This window comes from Natronospirillum operosum (assembly GCF_004768465.1).
Taxonomy (GTDB): Bacteria; Pseudomonadota; Gammaproteobacteria; order Pseudomonadales; family Natronospirillaceae; genus Natronospirillum; species Natronospirillum operosum.
Genome location: NZ_SRMF01000009.1, coordinates 69,103 through 91,158, shown reverse-complemented (window position 1 = coordinate 91,158; position 22,056 = coordinate 69,103). Strand labels below are relative to the sequence as shown.

Annotated in this window: 17 protein-coding genes; 11 read left to right on the top strand and 6 right to left on the bottom strand. The window is 61.9% G+C overall.

The features are described 5' to 3' along the window. Nucleotides 1–4: 4 nt before the first annotated feature. Nucleotides 5–226, top strand: coding sequence for a hypothetical protein (locus E4656_RS16605; protein ID WP_135484431.1), 222 nt, complete (start codon nucleotides 5–7; stop codon nucleotides 224–226). 13 nt (nucleotides 227–239) lie between these two features. Here E4656_RS16605 and E4656_RS16600 read toward each other — a convergent pair whose 3' ends face one another. From E4656_RS16600 to E4656_RS16590, 3 genes are read right to left on the bottom strand one after another with little or no spacing between them, the layout of a single operon-like run. Beyond that, a complete protein-coding gene (locus E4656_RS16600) occupies nucleotides 240–1,274 on the bottom strand; it encodes a M20/M25/M40 family metallo-hydrolase (protein WP_135484430.1) in 1,035 nt (344 codons plus the stop codon). Further along, entirely contained in the window at nucleotides 1,271–2,503 is a 1,233-nt protein-coding gene (locus tag E4656_RS16595) for an allantoate amidohydrolase (protein WP_135484429.1), read from the bottom strand. The genes E4656_RS16600 and E4656_RS16595 overlap by 4 nt, the downstream gene beginning before the upstream one ends. Then, a complete protein-coding gene (locus E4656_RS16590; protein ID WP_135484428.1) occupies nucleotides 2,500–3,192 on the bottom strand; it encodes a DUF1028 domain-containing protein in 693 nt (230 codons plus the stop codon). Before E4656_RS16590 ends, E4656_RS16595 begins: the two co-directional genes overlap by 4 nt. A gap of 187 nt (nucleotides 3,193–3,379) precedes the next feature. On the opposite strand from E4656_RS16590, the gene E4656_RS16585 reads away from it, so the two are divergent. The 5 genes from E4656_RS16585 to E4656_RS16565 all read left to right on the top strand — a co-directional run bounded on the left by E4656_RS16585 (nucleotide 3,380) and on the right by E4656_RS16565 (nucleotide 9,725). After that, entirely contained in the window at nucleotides 3,380–4,936 is a 1,557-nt protein-coding gene (locus tag E4656_RS16585) for an ABC transporter substrate-binding protein (protein ID WP_240754010.1), read from the top strand. A gap of 85 nt (nucleotides 4,937–5,021) precedes the next feature. Next, complete coding sequence (locus E4656_RS16580; protein ID WP_135484426.1) at nucleotides 5,022–5,981, top strand: ABC transporter permease; 960 nt, start codon at nucleotides 5,022–5,024, stop codon at nucleotides 5,979–5,981. Between the two features lie 8 nt (nucleotides 5,982–5,989). Next, the gene (locus tag E4656_RS16575) at nucleotides 5,990–7,921 is read left to right on the top strand and encodes a dipeptide/oligopeptide/nickel ABC transporter permease/ATP-binding protein (protein ID WP_135484425.1); all 1,932 of its coding nucleotides are present in this window, start codon (nucleotides 5,990–5,992) and stop codon (nucleotides 7,919–7,921) included. Then, on the top strand, nucleotides 7,918–8,940 hold the full coding sequence (locus E4656_RS16570) for an ABC transporter ATP-binding protein (protein ID WP_205849251.1): 1,023 nt from the start codon (nucleotides 7,918–7,920) through the stop codon (nucleotides 8,938–8,940). Before E4656_RS16575 ends, E4656_RS16570 begins: the two co-directional genes overlap by 4 nt. 17 nt (nucleotides 8,941–8,957) lie before the next feature. Then, on the top strand, nucleotides 8,958–9,725 hold the full coding sequence (locus E4656_RS16565) for a FadR/GntR family transcriptional regulator (RefSeq protein ID WP_135484424.1): 768 nt from the start codon (nucleotides 8,958–8,960) through the stop codon (nucleotides 9,723–9,725). A gap of 673 nt (nucleotides 9,726–10,398) precedes the next feature. On the opposite strand, the gene E4656_RS16560 is transcribed toward E4656_RS16565, so the two are convergent. Next, on the bottom strand, nucleotides 10,399–10,791 hold the full coding sequence (locus E4656_RS16560; protein ID WP_135484423.1) for a hypothetical protein: 393 nt from the start codon (nucleotides 10,789–10,791) through the stop codon (nucleotides 10,399–10,401). A 310-nt stretch (nucleotides 10,792–11,101) separates the two neighbouring features. Here E4656_RS16560 and E4656_RS16555 point away from each other — a divergent pair, with 310 nt between their 5' ends. The 5 genes from E4656_RS16555 (at nucleotide 11,102) to E4656_RS16535 (ending at nucleotide 16,801) form a co-directional block, all read left to right on the top strand. After that, the gene (locus E4656_RS16555) at nucleotides 11,102–12,691 is read left to right on the top strand and encodes an ABC transporter substrate-binding protein (protein ID WP_135484422.1); all 1,590 of its coding nucleotides are present in this window, start codon (nucleotides 11,102–11,104) and stop codon (nucleotides 12,689–12,691) included. Nucleotides 12,692–12,812: 121 nt separating this feature from the next. Continuing rightward, nucleotides 12,813–13,787 carry an ABC transporter permease gene (locus E4656_RS16550; protein WP_135484421.1) on the top strand — a complete coding sequence of 325 codons (975 nt, stop codon included), beginning with the start codon at nucleotides 12,813–12,815 and terminating at the stop codon, nucleotides 13,785–13,787. Between the two features lie 29 nt (nucleotides 13,788–13,816). Next, complete coding sequence (locus E4656_RS16545) at nucleotides 13,817–14,770, top strand: ABC transporter permease (RefSeq protein WP_135484420.1); 954 nt, start codon at nucleotides 13,817–13,819, stop codon at nucleotides 14,768–14,770. Nucleotides 14,771–14,795: 25 nt separating this feature from the next. Beyond that, nucleotides 14,796–15,782: an ABC transporter ATP-binding protein gene (locus E4656_RS16540; RefSeq protein WP_135484419.1), complete on the top strand. Its 987-nt coding sequence runs from the start codon at nucleotides 14,796–14,798 to the stop codon at nucleotides 15,780–15,782. Continuing rightward, nucleotides 15,779–16,801 (top strand): ABC transporter ATP-binding protein, encoded by a 1,023-nt coding sequence (locus tag E4656_RS16535; RefSeq protein WP_135484418.1) that lies wholly within the window; start codon nucleotides 15,779–15,781, stop codon nucleotides 16,799–16,801. The genes E4656_RS16540 and E4656_RS16535 overlap by 4 nt, the downstream gene beginning before the upstream one ends. Nucleotides 16,802–17,168: 367 nt before the next feature. Here E4656_RS16535 and putP read toward each other — a convergent pair whose 3' ends face one another. Beyond that, on the bottom strand, nucleotides 17,169–18,626 hold the full coding sequence (gene putP / locus E4656_RS16530; RefSeq protein WP_135484417.1) for a sodium/proline symporter PutP: 1,458 nt from the start codon (nucleotides 18,624–18,626) through the stop codon (nucleotides 17,169–17,171). 111 nt (nucleotides 18,627–18,737) lie between these two features. Continuing rightward, a complete protein-coding gene (gene putA, locus E4656_RS16525) occupies nucleotides 18,738–21,917 on the bottom strand; it encodes a bifunctional proline dehydrogenase/L-glutamate gamma-semialdehyde dehydrogenase PutA (protein ID WP_135484416.1) in 3,180 nt (1,059 codons plus the stop codon). Nucleotides 21,918–22,056: the final 139 nt, after the last annotated feature.

Below are 22,056 nucleotides of genomic sequence, written 5' to 3'. Positions count from 1 at the left end.
GACCATGATCAAACCTGATGAATTCCTGAAAAAATACGGTTTTGACGAAGAGGACACGGCAGACGAAGAAGACCATTCGCTGGAGCGGCAGGCCCGTGACCGGGCCCGCCATCTGAAGCGTCCCAATGCGGGCACGCCGCATGACTGGGAGGAATGGCAGCGCCTGCAGGGCGACGACACCGATGACGACGATGAGAGTGGGTCAAAGCGCCAGCGGGGCAACTGACGCGGCCCGCCACTCAGGCGCTGCACAGCCAGGCCGTCAGCAAGGCGGTCACGGCCAGCAGGCTGTTCAGATGCGTCCGTTCATGGCCATGGGTGCTGTCGGTACCAAACCCCACCAGAGCCGTGCGGGTGTCATAACCGGCTTTCATGACCGAACTGCAGTCGCTGTGATAGTGGCGAAACACATCCCGCACCACGGGGATGTTCTGCCCGGCGGCCAGTTCTTCGAGCTGCGTCAGCAAGGTCAGGCTGTGCGGCCCGGAGGCATCCTTGAAACCCAGCGTCGCCCGCTGCTCATCACTGGCCTGGTTGGACGCCACCGGTGCAATATCGACACTGATCAGGTCCTCTACCGAGCGCGGTAGCATGTTGCCTGCTCCGTGGCCGGTCTCCTCGGCATTGGTGAACGCGAAGCAGGCCGGCACAGCCGGTGTGATGCCGGCTTCCTGCAGGCCATGCAGCGCTTCCAGCACACAGGCCAGAGCAGCCTTGTTGTCCAGAAACCGGCTGACCACATAGCCATTGGGCAGGAACTCGGGCTGCGGATCGATGCAGACGATATCGCCGGGCTGTATACCCAGCGCCACGGCATCTTCCCGCGTCGCCACCGGCGCATCCAGCCGCAGTTCCACCTGCTGCCAGCCCACGGGCTGCTGGTCCACTCCATCATTCCAGGCATGCCCTGAAGCCAGCAGGGGCAGTATGGTGCCCCGGACCTCGCCGTGCACCGTGCGCACTGTGGCGCGCGCGCCCTCGGCAAAGCGTGCCGACCAGGTGCCGAGTGGGGTCAGTTCCGGCCGCCCATTGGCGCGTACCGACTGCACCATGGCACCGAGCGTATCCACGTGGGCTGCTATGGCGCGTCTGGGCGGCCCCTCCCCCCAGGTGGCCAGCACGTTGCCGCGAGCGCCCTGTTCGACGGCCACCGGGAAGGCGGCCAGGCGCCGCATCATGTCGGTTTCAATGGCTGCCGTAGCACCGACCGGGCTGTCGATCAGCAGCAGTTCATGCAACGTTTTCAGCAGGCGCTGCGCATCAGGCTTGATCACTGATTGGCCTCCGCCCAGTGGTCCAGAAAGCGGTCCAGCGTCTGTGCCGTCACGTCCAGGTCATCTATCGTCACGGCTTCATCCGGGTGATGGCTGAGGCCGTCCTCGCAGCGCATGAACAGCATGCCGATGTCGGTCAGACTCTCCATGGCCAGGCCATCATGGCCGGCGCCACTGAACAGATAGCGCGTCTCAAGCCCCTGATCCTGTATTGCGGCGGCCAGGGTCGACTGAATGCGCGGCGAACAACTGACCTCGGTCTGCTCATAGTTGAGCCGGTGCTCCCAGTCCAGATGGCGCGCCTTGAGTGCCTGTTCGATCTGTTGCAGCAAGATGTCCCGAGCCCGGCGCCGAATGCGTGTTTGCGGTGAGCGCAATTCCAGGCTCATTTCGACGGCACCCGGAATGACATTGACCGCATCCGGAATCACCTTCAACTGGCCTACTACGCCGACCAGTTCATCGGTGTCCCGGCACAGCTGATCCAGCAACTGCACCACCTCACTGGCACCGACCAGCGCATCTCGCCGCAGATGCATGGGCGTGGTACCGGCATGACCCGCCTTGCCGATGATACGCAGATCATGGCGCTCTATGCCGGTGATGGCAGTCACAATGCCGACCGGCAGATTCTCTGCCTCCAGCAACGGCCCCTGCTCGATATGCAATTCCAGAAACCCGGACACCTGCTGTGGGTCCCGTGCCGCCGCCGGAATGATGGCCGGATCAGCGCCCAGGTCGCGCAGCGCCTGCTCCATGGTCACGCCGTCGGCATCGGTAGCCTGCAGCAGAGTCGGGTCAAAGGTGCCGGCCAGCGCCGCCGAGCCCACCAGGGTAGAGGAGAAACGGGTGCCCTCTTCATCGCTGAACGCGACCAGTTCCACCGGGTAGGGCAGTGGCCGCCCTTCGGCCTGGCGCTGCTGCAATACCACCAGCGGCAACAGCACGCCCATGATGCCGTCATAGCGGCCACCCTGACGCACGGTATCCTGGTGCGAACCGATGATCAGGGTGCGTGCGCTCGGATCTGTACCGGCCCAGCGCCCCACCAGATTGCCCGCACCATCCAGCGATACCTCGGCACCGGCGCTCTCGAACCACTGACGCATTTCCACCAGCAGCGCCTGATGCTCGGCCGAGCCGAGCACCCGGGTCACGCCCGGACCAGGCTCGGAAAAGGTTGCCGCCTGATCCAGCAATGTCATCGCCTCACGGCCCATTGAACTCATTGATCCACCTCCTGATCACTGACCTGACCCCGCTTATCGGGCTCGGACGGGGTAGGAACACCCGCCAGAAACCCCTGAAAAGCAGGTGTTCTGGTTTTCTGATAAACCGCTTCCAGAGCCAGCGTACAGTCCTGGTCTGCCCAGTCCACACGCAGATCAACCGGCGGCTGATCCGGATACAGCACCTTGAGTGATGCACTGTGTGAACCGCGAAAATCGCCCCCGGCCTGCTCGCCGGCCTGCAGAGCGGCCAGCAGTCGTTCATGCATGGGCAACTCCGGTCGCTCAAGATAGCAGGCCTGCATGACCTGCAGCACCGCCGCGTCACTCAGCATATTGCCGGCCAGAGCCAGGTGGTCCTCACAATGGTGCGCCATCTGCCCCAGATTGGCGCTGCCGGTATGGCCAGCTGTCTGGCCCCAGCGATCACACACCACCACCTGGCGGTAGTCGGAACCGCCGTCCATGCGTATCAGTTCATCGCGCACGGCGCCAGCATTGAAGCCGTCTTCCAGCATCTTCAGGCCCCACTCACCATACAGCCAGTTGGTAAATGCACCTTGAGTGGCAATGACCCCTGCCCCGATTCTTGCATGAGTCACGAAACCGCCGACAGCCACACTGCCAGTCGCCGTCGCCACGCCCATGGCGCCATGGTCGGCATCATGGGCTATGATGGAATAGGTCATATCACCTTCTTGTCTGTTATCTCTGCACTGTCAGTTCAATTTATCACTATAAATACTATTGCGTCTAACTATTTATAATGATAAATCTGTTCAGGTCAGTCTGGCCGAACTGCAAGCGAAAATGCATCCACTTGCCGGCACTATCGCCCGGACTATTCAGAAGAAAAACACAGAGAGGCACCACACCGTGAGCGCAAAACTTCAACGCACCGCACTGGCTGCGCTGGCTCTGGCCAGTTCGCTGGCCTGGGCGCAGACGCCACCCAACGTACTGGTGGTCGGACAGATTGCCGAACCCCAGTCCCTCGACCCGCACGCCGTAACTGCGGTCAATGACTTCCGTATTCTGGTCAACATCTATGATGGCCTGGTTCGCTATGCGGACGGCACGCTTGAAGTCGAACCCGCCCTGGCCGAAAGCTGGGATGTCAGCGACGACGGCATCACCTATACCTTCCAACTGCGCGAGGGTGTCGAGTTCCACGATGGAACTCCGTTCAATGCCGAAGCCGTGGTATTCAACTTCGAACGCATGCTGGATGAAAATCACCCCTACCACGACACCGGTCCCTTCCCGCTGGCCTTCTATTTCGGTGAAGTCGATACCGTGGAAGCCACGGGCGACCATGAAGTGACCTTCAACCTGTCCGAACCCTTCGCGCCGTTTCTGTCCAACCTGGCCTACCCGACCGGGCTGATCATTTCGCCCGAGGCCGTGCGTGAACACGGCGAAGATGTGGGCCGCTCGCCGGCCGGCACCGGTCCGTTCCAGTTCGAGGAGTGGGTCAGCAATTCGCGGGTAACGGTCAGCCGCAATGACAACTACTGGGAAGGTGCGCCGGATCTCGAGGCCGTCATCTTCCGTCCGATCACCGATGCCAACACGCGTGTTGCCGAGATGATGGCCGGCGGTATCGACATGATGGTGGAAGTACCACCGGACAATGTTGCCACCTTCGCCAATGACGCCAGTTTCACGGTCTACGAGGAAGCCGGTCCGCACCTCTGGTTCCTGATCCTCAACATGAAGGAGGGCCCGATGCAGAGCCGCGAAGTGCGGCAGGCCATCAACTACGCCATCGACAAGGAGGCTCTGGTCAATGACGTTCTGCAGGGCACGGCCACGGTTGCTGCCGGCCCGACTCCACCGGCTTTCAACTGGGCCTACAATGAAGATCTGGACCCCTATCCGCATGACCCGGAGCGGGCGCGTGAACTGCTGGCCGAAGCCGGCTACGAAGGCGCTGATCTGACCTTCTATGTCACTGAAGGCGGCTCCGGCATGCTGGACCCGCTGTCCATGGGCGCCGCCATTCAGGCTGATCTGGACGACATCGGCCTCAATGTCAGCATCGAGACCTATGAGTGGAATACCTTTCTTGGCCTGGTCAACCCCGGTCTCGAAGGCAAGGCCGACATGGCCCAGATGGCCTGGATGACCAATGACCCGGACACCCTGCCCTTCCTGGCGCTGCGCACCGAAGCCTGGCCTGAAGAAGGCGGCTTCAACTCCGGCTACTACAGCAATCCGGAAGTCGATGAGTTGCTGACCCGGGCCCGCCAGAGCACGGATCTGGAAGAACGTGCCGAGCTGTACAAGGCCATGCAGGAAATCGTCTATGAAGACGCGCCCTGGGCGTTCATTGCCAACTGGCAGCAGAATGCCGTGGCCACGGACCAGGTGCAGAACTTCCGTCTGCAGCCGTCCTTCCTGCTGGAACTGCGGGATGTGAGCAAGCCGTAAGGCACCCTGAAACGGGTCTGGCCGGTCACTGACCGCGCCAGACCCGTCTCGTTGTTCAATCTGCCGATCACAGGGAGAGCCTGTCATGCATACCCAGCTCTGGCGCTATATTGGCAAGCGCCTGTTGCTCATGATCCCGGTGCTGTTCGGGCTGAGCATCATCGTCTTTCTGATCATGGCACTGATTCCCGGTGATCCGGCACAGGCCATTCTGGGCGCCTACGCGACACCCGACAATGTGGCCCGCATCAATACCCAACTGGGGTTGGACCAGCCACTGCCCATGCAGTACATCACCTGGCTGACCAATATTCTGCAGGGCGATTTCGGCCGCTCCTACGCCCAGAACCGCGCTGTGCTCGACATCATTACCGAGCGCTTTGGCGCCACCCTGATTCTCGCCGGCACCGCTCTGGTGCTGTGCTCCATCTTCGGCTTGTTGGCCGGCATCATCTCCGCCAGCCGCCAGTACGGCCTGGCCGACAAGATGATCACCTTCATTGTGCTGATCGGCATCTCGATGCCCGCCTTCTGGCTGGGCCTGTTGCTGATCATGTTCTTCGCCGTTGATCTGCGCTGGCTGCCGGCCAGCGGCATGTATTCCATGTGGGGCGGTGGCGGCCTGCTCGACCTGCTGCGCCACCTGATTCTGCCGGCCTCGACGCTGGCCTTTATCGCCACCGGCGTCATTGCCCGCCTGACCCGCGCCAGCATGCTGGAAGTGCTGCGTCAGGACTATATCCGCACCGCCCGCGCCAAGGGCCTGCATGAGCGTCGGGTCATCTACCGCCATGCGTTCAAGGCAGCCATGGTCAGCGTGGTGCCGGTGATCGGCATCCAGGCTGGCTTCGTGCTCGGCGGTGCCGTCTATGTGGAAACCGTATTCCAGTGGCCCGGTATCGGCAGCATGCTGGTCAATGCCATCTCCCAGCGTGATCTGCTGCTGGTACAGGGCGGCGTGCTGATCGTGGCAGCGGCCTATGTGGTGTTCAACCTGCTCGCCGACGTGGTGCAATTCATTCTGGACCCGAGGGTGACCGCATGAGCCGCTTCATGAATATAAGCAACGCCCTGCCCCTCGCCCGCTGGTTCGGCCACCGCCACAGCCGTACCTCGCCGCTGCAACTGCTGCTGCGCAATCGGCTGGCCGCAGCCGGCCTGATTGTACTGATCGCGGTCTGTATTCTGGCCCTGATCACGCCCTGGCTGCCTTTGCATCACCCCAATCAGACCGCGCTGGGCAATCGCCTGCTGCCGCCGGGGTCTGACGGTCACCTGCTGGGTACCGACCATCTGGGGCGCGATATTCTGGCGCGCATACTCTGGGGCACCCGGGTGTCACTGTCAGTCGGTATTTCCGCTACTCTCGTGGCCGCCACGGTCGGCTCCATACTCGGCATACTGGCTGGCTATTTCGGCCGCCATGTCGACAACATCCTGATGCGCGGCATCGACATGGTCATGGCCTTCCCCTACATCCTGCTGGCCCTGGCCATTGTCGCCGTGCTGGGGCCGGGTCTGCTCAATGCCCTCTATGCCATCGCCATTGTGAACATCCCCTTCTTTGCCCGGAATGTGCGCGGGGTCACCGTGACCCTGCGCAACCGGGAGTTTGTTGACGCGGCCCTGCTGTCCGGCAAGGGGCACGCCAGGATTCTGCTCACCGAGATTCTGCCCAATGTGCTGCCCGTCATCGTGATCACCATGTCGACCACCGTCGGCTGGATGATTCTGGAGACGGCCGGCCTGTCCTTCCTCGGCCTTGGCGCGCAGCCACCTCAGGCGGATCTGGGTTCCATGCTGGGCGAGGGCCGGCGGCTGATTTCGACTGCCCCCCATGTGGCCACCATTCCCGGCCTGATGATCTTCCTGCTGGTAATGAGCATCAATCTGCTCGGTGACGGCGTGCGCGATGCCCTGGACCCGCGCCTGAAAGCCGGCGCCCTGCGCCGTCCGGCAGCGCGTACCCGTACCGCACCTGCGGCACGCCAGCAGCCAACGGGAGAGCCCAAGGGCCTGCTGGAAGTCGACAACCTGCGCACCGAGTTTCATCTGGACGGCCAGGTGCATCAGGCCGTCAACGGCCCCACCTTCCATATCGAGCCCGGTGAGTGTCTGGGTATCATTGGTGAATCCGGTTCCGGCAAGTCGGTCACCGCCATGTCGCTGCTGGGGCTGGTGGCTTCGCCGCCCGGCATCATCCAGAACGGACAGGTCAACTATCAGCGCCAGAACCTGCTCGGTGTCTCCGACCCGGTACTGCGGGGCTATCGCGGCGGTGAACTGGCTTACATCTTTCAGGACCCGCTGTCGACCCTACACCCACTGTTCACGGTCGGTGATCAACTGGTAGAAGCCCTACGGGCACATCGGCCGCTGAGCTATCGGGCCGCCTGGCAGGAAGCGGTCAGACGGCTGGAGGAAGTCCGCATGCCCAACGCAGCGCGGCGGGCGAAGTCCTATCCGCATCAGCTCTCCGGGGGTATGCGCCAGCGCGTCAGTATTGCCATGGCGCTGGCCAATGATCCGCAACTGATCATTGCCGATGAACCCACCACAGCGCTGGATGTGACGGTGCAGGCGCAGATACTGAAACTGCTCAACCGACTGCGCGAGCAGAAGCAGGCCAGCCTGATGTTCATCACCCACGACTTCGGGGTGGTCAAGCAGATCTGCCATCGGGTAGCGGTAATGTATGCCGGTGAAATCGTCGAGATCGGCCCGGTCGAGGAGATTCTGGCCAGACCGGCGCACCCCTACACCCGACGCCTGATCGGCTGTGTGCCCAGTGTTGACTACGAGGGTGGCCGACTGGCGGAAATCCCCGGCCTGCCGCCGCAGGTCAGCAACCTGCCGGTGGGCTGCAAGTTTGCCGACCGCTGCGACCAGGTCACGGACCAGTGCCGGGCCGCGCCCATTGAACTGGACACCCTGAACGAACGCCATCAGGCACGTTGCATTTTTGCACGGGAGGTCAGCGCATGACTATGGCTACCGAAACCGGCGCCCCTGTTGATACCACGAAAACGGCGCTGCAGGTCACCGACCTGATCAAGCAATTTGGCGGTGGGCGCTCCCTGTTGGGCCGCCCGCTGCCGGCCGTGCACGCAGTGCGCGGCCTCTCCTTCGAGGTCAGACCGGGCGAGATACTGGGCATTGTCGGTGAGTCCGGCTGCGGCAAGTCGACCGTGGCGCGCATGCTGGTCGGCCTGGAATCACCGACCGAGGGCCGCATCACGCTGCGCGAGGAACCGCTGGCGGAGCCGGGCAAGCCAATCAAGCGCACTGTGCTGGCGCGCAAGATCCAGTATGTGTTTCAGGACCCGATCAGCTCTCTGAACCCGCGCAAGACGATCCGCGAGATTCTTTCGGCACCCCTCTACTACCTGCGCGGCATGACCGAGAGCCAACGCGCCGAACGGCTCAAGGAGCTGATGGCGGCGGTCAATCTGCGCCCGGAATTTCTGGACCGGTATCCGCACGAGTTCTCCGGCGGTCAGGCGCAGCGCATCGGCATCGCCCGGGCGCTGGCGGCCGAGCCGGAGGTGCTGGTGCTGGATGAACCGGTGTCGGCACTGGATGTGTCGGTCCAGGCTCAGGTGCTCAATCTGCTGCAGGACCTGCGCCGGCAGTTCAACCTGACCTATGTGTTTATCAGCCATGACCTGGGTGTGGTACGCAACCTGTGTGATCGGGTCGCGGTGATGTATTTCGGGCGCATTGTGGAGACAGGCTCGACCCGTGCCCTGTTCGACAACCCGCAGCACCACTACACCCGGCTGCTGCTGGACAGTGTGCCCGGCGCGCGCGACGGCACCCTGCCCGATGAAGCCGCCAATGCGGAACTGCCGGATCCCTTTCATCCGCCCACTGGCTGTGCCTTCGCACCGCGCTGCTCTGCCGCATCGGAACAGTGCAGACAAAGCGACCCGGAACTGGACACCCGGCGTCAGGACGGGCAGCAGGTGGCATGTTATCATCCGGCCGGTGAGTCCGCAGACTGAGGTACCGACCCGACATCATGACCAGACCGACAGCCCCAGGCTCAGGAGGAGCACCGCGCCGGGAACGCAAGCGTTCCGATTCCGTCATGGAAGCCCTGAAGGACTGGATCACCGAACACCAGCTGCGGCCGGGCGACCGACTGCCGCAGGAGAAGGACCTGCTGGAGCAGTTCAACGCCAGCAAGGGCACCATCCGGGAGGCACTCAAGGGCCTGGAATCCCAGGGCCTGGTGGTCACTCGCACCGGCCCGGGCGGCGGTGCCTTTGTGGCCGACGTGCCGCCTGATCACGCCATGTCACTGCTCTCGAACTACTTCTATTTCAAGGACATCACCATCCACGACATCTACCAGTTGCGCGTGCATCTGGAGCCGGAGATGGCGGCCAGTGTGGTGGGGCGTCTGACACCTGAAGACTTCGATCGTCTGCAGACCACCATGACCATCTATCATGCGCCGCCGACGACACAGGAGGAAGAGCACAACTTCCGCCTGGCCGAGCTGAGCTTTCATGAGGTGCTGGTGTCGCTGTGCCCCAACCCGATCCTTTCCTTCACCTGCCACTTTCTGCTCGGGTTACTGAAAAACCTGCGCCTGTGCCACGACATCTATGACCTGCCGAATCCCGAGCTCTGGGAGACGGGCAAGCATTATCAGATGCAGTTGCTGGAAGCGCTGAAACGCGAAGACGAGCCTGCCGTGCGCCAGATCATGCGCGAGCACATGCTGCGCGCCGAGGCGCTGATGGAAGCGCAGGAAACCATCGTGCTTGACCGGTTTCACTGACGACTATAGTCGACAGTAGACAGTCGACGGTGAGCACCCAGCCTGCGACTCCAACCGAGCCTCCCAGCCCTTGTGTGGGCTGTGGCCCTTGGCCACGCACGGGCGCCATCTTCCTAAGGGCCCTTCCAATGTTGTGCCCAGCGGACCGCCGCCACGCTCGGGTACATGCCTGTGAGACACGCAAAAAACGTCGTCCCTGACAGCTCGACTCCACACATCCCTGTGCGGAGACGGTCTCACAGTGCATGCACCCGGCAGGCGACTCTTCCGGCACCACCCTTCGTAGGAGGCCACCCCGTGGCCGATCGCACTTGAATGTCCTTACTACGCCATCTTGTGCAAGGTGCGTTTTAAACGATGTCACTGCAGGTGCGGTCGCCGGGAGTGGGTACTGGGTGAGCAGACCGTTTGCGGCCAGGGATGGCCGCAACCGAGCTGTCAGGGACAAAATTGCTGGGAGCAATTTTGCACGAGCGCAGCGAGCCCGCAGGGTCAGGCCCAGGGACGGGCCTGATACGAGTTTTTGCGTGTCTGCAAACCCAGTACCCCGACCACGGCGGGTTGGCAGAGGGTTACAGTGGATCGGCAGGCAAACAGGCCAAAGGCCTCTGGCGACGCCATGCGTGGCCAAGGGCCACAGCCCACAGGTGGTTCAGGCGGCGGATGCGGCAGCTCAGAACTTGAGGCCGCTGCCTCCGCCCTGTCCACCGCCGAAACCACCGCCTTCCTGCCCGGGCACGACGATGGAAGAGGCCTGCTCGCGGCGCATCTCTTCGATCTGCTTGATGGTGTCTTCCATGCCCTGCCTGGCAGCCGCGCCGAATTTCTCCACCGCCTCTTCGAGGCTGTCCGCCTCGATATCGAAGTTCACCGGCAGCGCGCCGGCCTGGGTCATGATCTGGGTCTGACCGTGGAAGCGAATTGCCCGATTTTCATCACGCTCGCCGTTCACCGTCACCGGCGTCAACTGACGCAGAGTGCCGGCACGCAGGTCAGTAATGACCTCATCCCGGTAAAGATTGTTGGCGTCTAGGCTAAGATCAAGGTCTGAAAGCTGCTGGCTCATGGACAACTCCGATATTCGTGCTTAACTTGTCTGTGGCACCCATATTTCAAGTGGCTGCCGATTTGGAACACAGGGTACAGGAGGCCGCCGTAACCCGTAAACCAGGGATTACACGGCCGAAAACCGCCATCCGGGGTTGGGCGGGTACTTGCCTTGACGACCTGCACCCGGACCCGGCCTAATGTGCAGGTTGCATAAACAAGTGACACGCAACCCGTTCTGAATACAACAAAAATATCGGGATGTGCTTGCCCGGCACCCTTTGCAAGCCGCATTGAAGCAAGACATCAAAAAATAGAGGAAACGTAGCATGACCATTACTCTGAGAGCCGTTGTCAGCGGTGTAGCCGCCACGGCACTGGCGCTATCCACCGCCGTGTCCGCAGAAACCCTGCGCTGGGCCAACGTAGGCGACTCCCTGACCTTCGACCCGCACGCCCAAAACCACGGCCAGACTCATACCATTTCCCACCAGGTTTACGACTCACTGATCTACTCCGACCACACCGGCGCCCAAACCGCAGGCCTGGCCACCGACTGGTACATTCTCGATGACGACCCGGAAGTCTGGGAGTTCCAGTTGCGTGAAGGCGTGACCTTCCATGAAGGCCAGTCACTGACCGCCGATGACGTCGTTTTCTCTTTCGAGCGGGCGCTGCAGCCCAATTCAGACATGCGCCCCCTGATCAACACCATTGTCGAGATCTGGGCCGAGGACGACTACACCGTGCGCATGCGCACCGATGGTCCGAACCCGCTGCTGGCCAACAATCTGACCAACCTGTTCATCATGAGCCGGGAATGGGCGGAAGCCAACAATGTCACCGAGGTGCAGGACTACTCTGGCGGTGAAGAAAACTACGCCGTACGTAACGCCAATGGCACCGGCCCCTACCGCCTGGTCAGCCGTGAAGCCGACGTGCGCACCGAAATGGAACTGTTCGAAGACTTCTGGGGCATGGACCAGTACCCGCTGGAAGTCAGCCGCATCGTCTTTACGCCGATCCAGTCCGGCTCCACTCGTGCCGCCGCCATCCTGTCCGGTGAAATCGACTTCCTGCAGGATCCGCCGGTACAGGACGTGAACCGTCTGCAGGCCGCCAATGACATCGTGGTACGCAATGCCCCCCAGAACCGCAGCATCTTCTTCGGCATGGATCAGGGCCGCAGCGAACTGCGCACCAGCAACATCCAGGGTGAAAACCCGTTTGCCGACCGTCGCGTCCGTCAGGCCATGGATCTCGCCATTGATCGCAACGCCATCCAGCGCATCGTCATGCGTGGTCAGTCTGCACCGGCCGGCATGATCGCGCCTTCCTTCGTCAACGGTTATGAAGAAGAGCTGGATCGCGTCACCGGCACCAACACTGCCCGGGCACGCGAGTTGATGGCCGAAGCCGGTTATGAAGATGGTTTCAGCGTCACCATGACCTGTACCAATGACCGCTACATCGAAGACGAAGGCATCTGCCAGGCCGTCACCGGCATGCTGGGTCAGATCGGTGTGCAGGTGAACCTGAACGCTCGCCCGAACAGCATTCACTTCGCCGAACTGCAGAACGGTGAGCTGGACTTCTACCTGCTGGGCTGGGGTGTTCCGACGCTGGACAGCCACTATGTCTTCGACTTCCTGCTCGAAACCAAGACTGACAACAGCGGTGCCTGGAACTTCACTGGCTGGTCCAACGAAGAGTTCGACGCCCTGTCACGTCAGTTGCCGACCGAGACCGACCTGGAGCGCCGCAACGAGCTGATTGCTCAGGCCTGGCGCATTGCGCAGGAAGAAGTCGTCTATCTGCCGATTCACCATCAGGTACTGAACTGGGCCATGCGCAGCGATGTTGTCATGGACGTTCACCCGGAAGATCAACCCATGATCAAATACCTGACTTTCGAGTGAGGTACTCTGACTGCTCCTGCGGGAGCAGTCAGCTTATTCCATTATTATAAACAAGGCGGTGCCGGGTTCATCGGCGCCGCCTTCATGACTCAACACGCCGTTTTTCAGAGGATCTCCCGCCATGCTCGCGATGCTGATCCGACGACTGATACAGTCTATCGTCGTCATGCTCGTGGTCGCCTTTATCGCATTCAGTCTGTTTCAGTTTGTGGGTGACCCCATCAACAATATGGTGGGCCAGGAAGCCTCCGCTCAGGAACGGGCCGAACTGCGTGAACGACTGGGCCTGAACGACCCTATACCGATTCAGTTCATGCGCTTTGTCGGCAACGCTGCCCAGGGCAATTTCGGCATTTCCTATCGCATGGCACGTCCGGTGTCTGCGGTGATCGCCGAACGCCTGCCGGCCACTCTGGAACTGGCCATGATTTCTGCCTTCTTTGCTCTCAGCATGGGCATAGGGCTGGGTGTCTACACGGCACTCAAACGCAGCGGCGTACTCAGCAATTTCATCATGACCGTATCGCTGATCGGGGTGTCACTGCCGACCTTTCTGATCGGTATTCTGCTGATTTATATTTTTGCCGTGGAATTGCGCTGGCTACCCTCTTTCGGGCGCGGCCAGGTCGTACGCATCAGCGACTGGTGGACCACCGGCCTGCTGACACCCTCGGGACGCGCATCGCTGATTCTGCCCGCAATCACTCTGGGCCTGTTCCAACTGACCTTGATCATGCGTCTGGTGCGCGCCGAGATGCTGGAGGTGCTGCGCACCGACTACATCAAGTTTGCCCGGGCCCGAGGCCTGGCGCAGCGCTCCATTCATTTCCACCATGCGCTGAAAAATACCCTGCTGCCGGTGATCACCATCACTGGCCTGCAACTGGGTACCATCATCGCCTTTGCGATCATCACGGAAACCGTCTTCCAGTGGCCTGGCGTTGGCCTGCTGTTCATCAACGCCATTCGGTTTGTCGACGTGCCCATGATGTCCGCCTACCTGGTGCTGATCGCGCTGGTATTCGTCGTCATCAACCTGATTGTTGATGTTCTGTACTTTGTTGTGGACCCGCGACTGCGGGCCACCAAACACTGAAGCCCTGAGTGAACCAAGGAACTGAACCCATGACTACTGAGCAAACCGCCGGGGATCAGCCACTGCGACCCTCACTCTGGCGCCGTATTCTGGACAGTGATCTGCTGTACAGCTTTCTGCGCAAGCCTGTTGTGATCGTGTCCTTTGTGCTGACCGTGATCATTGTCCTGGCCGCCGTGCTGGCGCCCTGGATCGCCCCGCACACACCGTTTGACCCGGCCTCGCTGAACCTGATGAATGGTTTTACGCCACCGTTCAGCGCCAACGAGTTCACCGGCGACACCTTTATTCTCGGCACCGACAGCCAGGGCCGCGATGTGTTCTCGGCCATACTGTATGGCGCCCGCATCTCGCTGCTGGTCGGCTTTTCCGCCGTCGCCTTTGCCATGATTCTGGGCGTGGGTCTGGGCCTGCTGGCCGGCTACAAGGGCGGCTGGGTCGACAGCCTGATCATGCGCGTGGCCGACGTGCAGCTGAGCTTTCCGGCCATTCTGGTGGCGCTGATGATATTCGGGGTCATGCGCGGTGTGATTCCGCCGCAGCAGCAGGACCAGATGGCCATCTATGTGCTGATTCTGGCCATCGGTCTCAGTGACTGGGTGCAGTATGCACGCACCGTGCGCAGCTCCACCATGGCCGAAAAGAACAAGGAATACGTGCAGGCCGCGCGTCTGTTCAGCGTGCCGGCGCACCGCATCCTGCTCAAGCACATTCTGCCCAACGTCACCGGCCCGATACTGGTCATTGCCACCATTGGTCTGGCGCTGGCCATCATTCTGGAAAGCACCCTGTCCTTTCTCGGCGTGGGCGTGCCGGCGACCCAGCCCAGCCTGGGCACACTGATCCGTATCGGGCAGGACTATCTGTTCTCCGGCGAGTGGTGGATCACTATCTTCCCGGGCCTGACACTGCTGGTACTGGCGCTGTCGGTCAACCTGCTGGGTGACTGGCTGCGTGATGCCCTGAATCCGAAACTGCGCTGATCCTGGAACAAGGTGATTATCGATTATGAATGATGTCCTATTGTCAGTCCGGGATCTGGTGGTGGAGTTCCCCAAGCGGGACAAGGTGCTCACCGCCCTGGACCATATCAACCTGGAAGTACGCCGGGGCGAGATCCTCGGCATGGTGGGTGAATCCGGTGCCGGCAAGTCGCTGACCGGCGCCGCCATCATCGGCCTGCTGGAACCCCCCGGCCGCATTGCCCATGGCGAGATCGTGCTGGACGGCCAGCGTATCGACAACCTGCCCTATGGCCAGATGCGGCGCATTAGAGGCCGCAAGATCGGCATGGTGTTTCAGGACCCGCTGACCTCTCTGAACCCCATACTGACCATTGCCGAGCAGTTGATCGAAACCATCCGCACCCATCTGCCGATGAACGAGAAGCAGGCTCGCGAGCGTGCCGTGGAGTTGCTCGAGGAGGTCGGCATCCCGGCCGCCCGGCGGCGCCTGGATGACTATCCGCACCATTTTTCCGGCGGCATGCGCCAGCGGGTGGTCATTGCTCTGGCCCTGGCCGGCGAACCCGACCTGATCATTGCCGATGAGCCCACCACGGCTCTGGATGTGTCGGTACAGGCGCAGATTATTGACGTCCTGAAACGCCTGTGTCGCGACCGGGGTGCCTCGGTCATTCTGGTGACACACGACATGGGTGTCATCGCCGAGGCCGCTGACCGGGTGGCAGTGCTGTATGCTGGTCGCGTGGCCGAAATCGGTCCGGTACGCCAGGTGGTCAAGGACCCCAGCCACCCCTACACCGTGGGCCTGATGGGCTCCATCCCGTCCGTGGTGCATGACATCGACCGCCTGACCCAGATTCCGGGCTCCATGCCCCGTCTGGACAACATTCCTCAGGGCTGTGCGTTCAACCCGCGCTGCAGCCAGGTACATGACCGCTGCTACCGGGATCGTCCAAACCTGATTGCCGTCGAGAGCAAGCCGGACAATCAGGTAGCATGCTGGCTGTTCGACGAGAGGGCATCATCATGAGTTCACAACCGCTGCTGCACGTCGAAAACCTGTCGCGCGAATTCGATGTATCCAAACCCTGGCTGAACCGGGTGATCGAACGTCTGCCCGAGCAGCATCTGCGCGCGGTCGACAATGTGTCCTTCGATATTCCCAGGGGCGAAACCTTTGCCCTGGTGGGCGAATCCGGTTCCGGCAAGTCGACCATCGCCAAGCTGGTAGTGGATCTGATCCGGCCGACCCGGGGCCGTATTCTGTTCGATGGCAAGAATCTGCCCGAAACACGGGGGCGGGAGTTCATCACACTGCGCCGCCGCGTGCAGATGATCTTTCAGGACCCGTTTGCCAGCCTCAATCCGCGCTGGCGGGTGGGTGACATCATCTCGGAGCCGATCTATGCCTTCGACCTGACCAGCCAGTTGAAGACCTCCGTGACCAGGCGGGTGGAAGAACTGCTCGAAACCGTGGGTCTGGCCGGCCGCGACCGCCACAAGTTCCCGCACGAGTTTTCCGGCGGTCAGCGCCAACGTATCGCCATTGCGCGGGCGCTGTCGGCGATGCCGGACTTTCTGGTCTGTGACGAACCGACCTCGGCGCTGGATGTGTCGGTGCAGGCGCAGATTCTGAACCTGATGCGGGATCTGCAGGAAGAACTGGGACTGACCTATCTGTTCATCAGTCACGACATGTCGGTGGTGCGCCATATGGCGGATCGCATCGGTGTGCTGTATCTCGGCGCGCTGGTGGAGAATGCACCGGCGCAGGAGCTGTTCCGCAACCCGTCGCACCCCTACACGCGGATGCTGCTTGATGCCATTCCGGACCACGAGATGACCGGCCGCAAGCGCAAGCCGGTCAAGGGCGAGATCCCCAATCCGATCGATCCGCCCAGTGGCTGTACCTTCCATCCGCGCTGCGAGTACGCCAACGACCGCTGCAAGGCCGAGGTACCGCACCTGATCGCCACTGCCAGTGATCACTATGCCTCCTGCTTTGCAGTGGAAGAAGGCCGGCTGCCGAAGGCCGAAGCCATCGCCTGAGCGCCAGACCGGGCTGATTCGCGGGCCACAGCGCAGGACCGTCGCCAGCTCGGGTACATACCGGTGAGACACGCCGTAAATACGTCCATGTAGGCTCGACTGCAGCATCCCTGCTGCAGACGGTCTCACCGTGCATGCACCCGGCTGGCGACTCCAACGCTGCCATAATCACGAATCGCCCAGGGGGCTGGGCTCCTACGGCGAAAGTAACCGTTCGTGCCCGTAGGAGCGCACCCCGTGCGCGATGGCTCAATCGCCGCCCAGCGCAAATTCGCCAATAGGACTTGGCCTCTGCGTACAATAAGGGCCACAAAAAAGGGCGCCCGGAGGCGCCCTTTCTGGTCTTGCTTTCACCCGTTACCGGTCATCAGATGGAGTCGTTGAACACCTCTTCCATCTTCTTGGACGGCGGCGGGGTCATCAGGGTCACCACGATAATGGCAATGGTGGCCAGGATGAAGCCGGGCACGATTTCGTACAGGCCGAACGGGCCGCCGATCAGATCCCAGATCACCACGGTGGAACCACCGACAATGATACCGGCCAGACAGCCCTGACGGTTCATGCGTTCCCAGAACAGCGACAGGATAATGGCCGGACCGAAGGCCGCACCAAAGCCGGCCCAGGCGTAGGCCACCAGTTCCAGTACCACGCTCTCGTCATCCAGCGAGATGGCAAAGGCAATCAACGCAATCACCACTACCGCGATACGACCGATGCGAACCAGTGATTCGGAATCGGCATTCGGGTTGAATATGGCGCGATAGAAATCCTCGGTCAGGGCCGAAGAGGACACCAGCAACTGGGAGTCCGCAGTCGACATGATGGCCGCCAGGATCGCTGCCAGCAGGAAGCCGGCAATGACCGGATGGAAGACCGCTTCCACCAGCATGATGAACACGGTTTCCCCATCAGCCAGCCCGTCGCTGAAATAGCCGACACCAACCACACCGACAAACATGGCGCCGAACAGGCCCAGAGCGGTCCAGGTCACGGCGATGCGGCGCGCCGACTTGACGGCTTCACGGCTCTTGATGCCCTTGAAACGCGCCAGGATGTGCGGTTGACCAAAATAGCCCAGACCCCAGGCCAGCGAGGACACGATGCCGATAAAGCCGAGCGCAGTCCCGGTGCCATCGGTCCATATATCCGTCATCGCCGGATTCTGGGCACTGATGGCTGACATTGGCGAGACATCCATGGCATTCATCGCCAGCACGGGCACGATCAGCAGCGCAGCGACCATCAGCAGCCCCTGCACCAGGTCGGTCCAGGACACGGCCAGGAAACCACCGAACAGGGTATAGGAGACAATGGCCAGGGTACCGATGGCCACCGCCAACGTGTAGTCCAGACCGAATACCGTTTCGAACAGCTTGCCACCTGCGACCAGACCGGAACTGGTGTAGAACAGGAAGAACAGCAGAATGAAGATGGCCGAAATGATCCGCAGCGAGGGATGGTCTTCAAAGCGATTGGCGAAATACTGCGGCAGCGTCAGTGCATTGCCCGCATTGTACGACATGGTACGCAGACGCGGCGCCACAATCAGCCAGTTCAGATAGGTACCGGCCAGCAGACCGACGCCGATCCAGCCGGCGCCGAGACCCGACGCAAAGGCCGCCCCGGGCAGACCCAGCAACAGCCAGCCCGACATGTCGGACGCACCGGCCGACAGCGCCGAAGGCCAGGCCCCCAGAGAGCGACCGCCCAGAATATAGTCTTCCAGGTTATTGGTACGGCGATAAGCCCAAACCCCTATGGCCATCATACCTGCCAGGTAGATGATAAAGGTTATGGTAATGGTGATACTGTTACCAACCATGGTTTCTTCCTCATTGTTTTACTTGTTTTCGGCAAGGCTCAGCCCGCAGGCCGATCACCAATGCCTCCCGTCACACAGACCGCAGAGGCCTGACCACAGCACAGGCTGCGCTCAGGCCTCTCCGGACAAGGACAGCAGGGTGGCATTGCCACCGACTGCAGTCGTGTTGATGGTGCGCGTGCGTTCGGTCGCAAAGCGCAGAATATAGTTGGGCCCACCCGCCTTGGGCCCGGTTCCGGACAACCCGCGACCGCCGAACGGCTGCACGCCGACCACGGCACCGATCTGGTTGCGGTTCACATAACAGTTGCCGACCCGGGTATGTTTTTCGATATAGGCGGCCGTGGCCTCGTTACGCGTATGAATGCCCAGCGTCAGGCCATAGCCGGTCCGGTTGATACCGTCGATCACGGCATCCAGTTCGCGCGCCTGGTAGGTCATCACATGCAGGATGGGGCCGAACTGCTCCCGCCCCAGGTCGTCGAAGCTGTCGATCTTCAGTACCGTGGGTGGCACAAAGGTGCCAGCGGCACATTCTGCCGGCAGTTGCACCTGATGCAGCAGACGCCCGGCGGCTTTCTGTTCGTCCAGATAAGCACTGAGCCCCTGCCGGGCCTTGTCGTCGATCACCGGTCCGACATCGGTCCTGAACTCGATCGGGTCACCGATAGTCAGCTCGTCCATGGCGCCGGTCAGCAGTGCCAGCACCCGCTCGGCAATGTCTTCCTGCACACAGAGCACCCGCAACGCCGAACAGCGCTGGCCGGCCGAGGCAAAGGCCGAGTGCAGCACATCGGTCACCACCTGTTCGGGCAGGGCCGTGGAATCGACGACCATGGCGTTCTGGCCGCCGGTTTCGGCAATCAGGGTCGGAATGGCCCCGTCGCGCTCGGCCAACTGGCGATGAATGCGGTGTGCCGTCTCGGTGGAACCGGTAAAGGCCACGCCGGTAATGCGCTCGTCCGGAATCAGGGCGCCACCAATGGTGGCCCCCTCGCCCGGCAGCAACTGCAGGGCGTCTGCCGGCGCCCCGGCCTGGTGATAGAGTTCGATGGCCCGCGCCGCAATCAGGGAGGTGGTTTCCGCCGGCTTGGCGATCACGGCGTTGCCGGCCACCAGAGCGGCGCTGACCTGCCCCAGGAAGATGGCCAGCGGGAAGTTCCAGGGGCTGATGCAGAGGAAGACGCCCCGCCCTTCGTAGTAGAGCTCGTTGCTTTCGCCGGTGGGCCCGGGCAGTACCATGGGCTCGCTGAAATGCCGGCGCGCTTCACGCGCATAGAAGCGGCAGAAGTCGACGGCTTCACGGACTTCGTCGATGCCGTCCTGCAGGGTCTTGCCGGCCTCGCGACCGCACAGCGCAATCAGTTCGGCCTCGTTCTCTTCCAGCAGGTCAGCCAGCCGTTCCAGCACGGCGGCCCGCTGCGCCGCCGGGGTCTGGTACCAGCTCCGGAAGCCGGCTTCCGCCCTGTCCAGCCCCGCCAGGGCCTGCTCGGCCGTGGCATAGTGCGCCTCACCCACCACATCCGAACGGCGCTGCGGGCTGGTGACAGTCACCACTGTCGGGCTGTCCTGCGCCGCGCCGTCTATCAACGGCCTGGCGACCCAGCGGTGGTCATGGAAACGGTCAATGGTCGCCATCAATGCACTCCTTTCACCATCTATCATCAGGTTGTGGCCGCGCGAGTTGCGTCGCTCCGGGCCATAGATCTCGGGCGGCAGCGGAATCAGGGTGTTCTTGTGGTCCTCCCGGCCCCGCACGCGCGCTACCGGCGACTCGATCAGGTCCGCCACCGGTGTGCGGGCATCCACCAGCCGGTGCACGAACGAGGAGTTGGCGCCGTTCTCGAGCAGTCGGCGCACCAGGTAGGGCAGCAGGTCCTTGTGGACACCGACCGGCGCATAGATCCGTACCGAGCGCTCGGTATCCTCGATCAGGGTGTCGTACAGCGCATCACCCATGCCGTGCAGACGCTGGAACTCGAACTGCCGGCCCTCACCCATCAGCTCGACCGCAGCCACGGTGTGGGCGTTGTGAGTGGCAAACTGCGGGAACAGGAAGCCCTGGGCCTGATCACTGAGCAGGTAGCGGGCGCAGGCCAGGTAGGCGACGTCGGTGTTTTCCTTGCGGGTGAACACGGGGTAGCCGGCGGTACCCAGTTGCTGACAGAGCTTGATCTCGCTGTCCCAGTAGGCGCCCTTGACCAGGCGCACCGGGATCAGGTCGCCCTGGCGCCGGGCCAGATGCGACAGGTAACCCAGTGCCGCCAGCGCGCGCTTGGAATAGGCCTGCACCACCATGCCGAAATTGCCGAAACCACGAACTTCAGGGTGCTCATAGACCTTGCGAAAGAGCCTAAGTGACAACTCCAGCCGGTCAGCCTCCTCGGCATCGATGGTGACCCCGATGTTTTCCGGCACCGCCACGCGCAGCAGGCTGAGGACGCGCTCGGCCAGCTCGTCGAGCACCCGCTCTTCATGCGAGGCTTCGTAACGCGGATGCAGGGCGGACAGCTTGATGGAGATGGTGGGCAGGGGTACCTGATCAGGCCACTTGGTCTTGAAGGCAGCCAGCTTCTCGATGGCTTCGCGGTAGGAAGTCAGGTAGCGCTCGGCATCCGGTTCGGTCATGGCCGCTTCGCCCAGCATGTCAAAGGAATACGTATAACCCTTCTCGCGGTAGGACTTGCCGTTTTTGAGCGCCTCCTGAATGGTCTGCCCAAGCACGAACTGCCGTCCCATGATGCGCATGGCCTGATGCATGGCCTGCCGAATCACCGGTTCGCCGGCACGGTTGACCAGTTTTTCCAGCAGATTGCCCGCGTTCTTCTCACGGGTTTCAAGCTGGGTAACCTTGCCGGTCAGCAGCAGTCCCCAGGTCGAGGCATTGACCAGCAGCGAATCGGACTTGCCCAGGTGGGCTTTCCAGTCGGCGGGAGAGAGCTTGTCGCGAATCAGGTCATCGGCGGTCTCGGCATCCGGCACCCGCATCAGGGCTTCAGCCAGGCACATCAGGATGACACCCTCTTCGTTGTCCAGGCTGTATTCCTGCAGCAGCTTGTCTACCGCATGCGCGACCTCGGTTTCATTGCGCACGCGCCGCACAATGCGCTCGGCGCGCTGCACTATGGCCTGATCTTCACTGGCGGAACCCTCGGCTACCGGCAGCAGGGCGTTCACCCAGGTGGTTTCATCGATGCTGTAGAGCCGGGTAAGATGGTTCAGCCAGTCGGAATCGGTCCAGTTATCGTACTTCCCGGCCAGCAGATCGGCCGGTGCGAAGGACAGGCGCATGGTGCTCCACCTCTAATATTCATCTTGTTAGAGGCAAAGCTACTCCCGCGTCTGCATGGGTTCTTGTCAATTCGGAGGGAGGTGTTGTCAAAAGCAACGGTTTGGTCGTGATCGGAGCCGTGCCGCCGTGGTCGGGGTG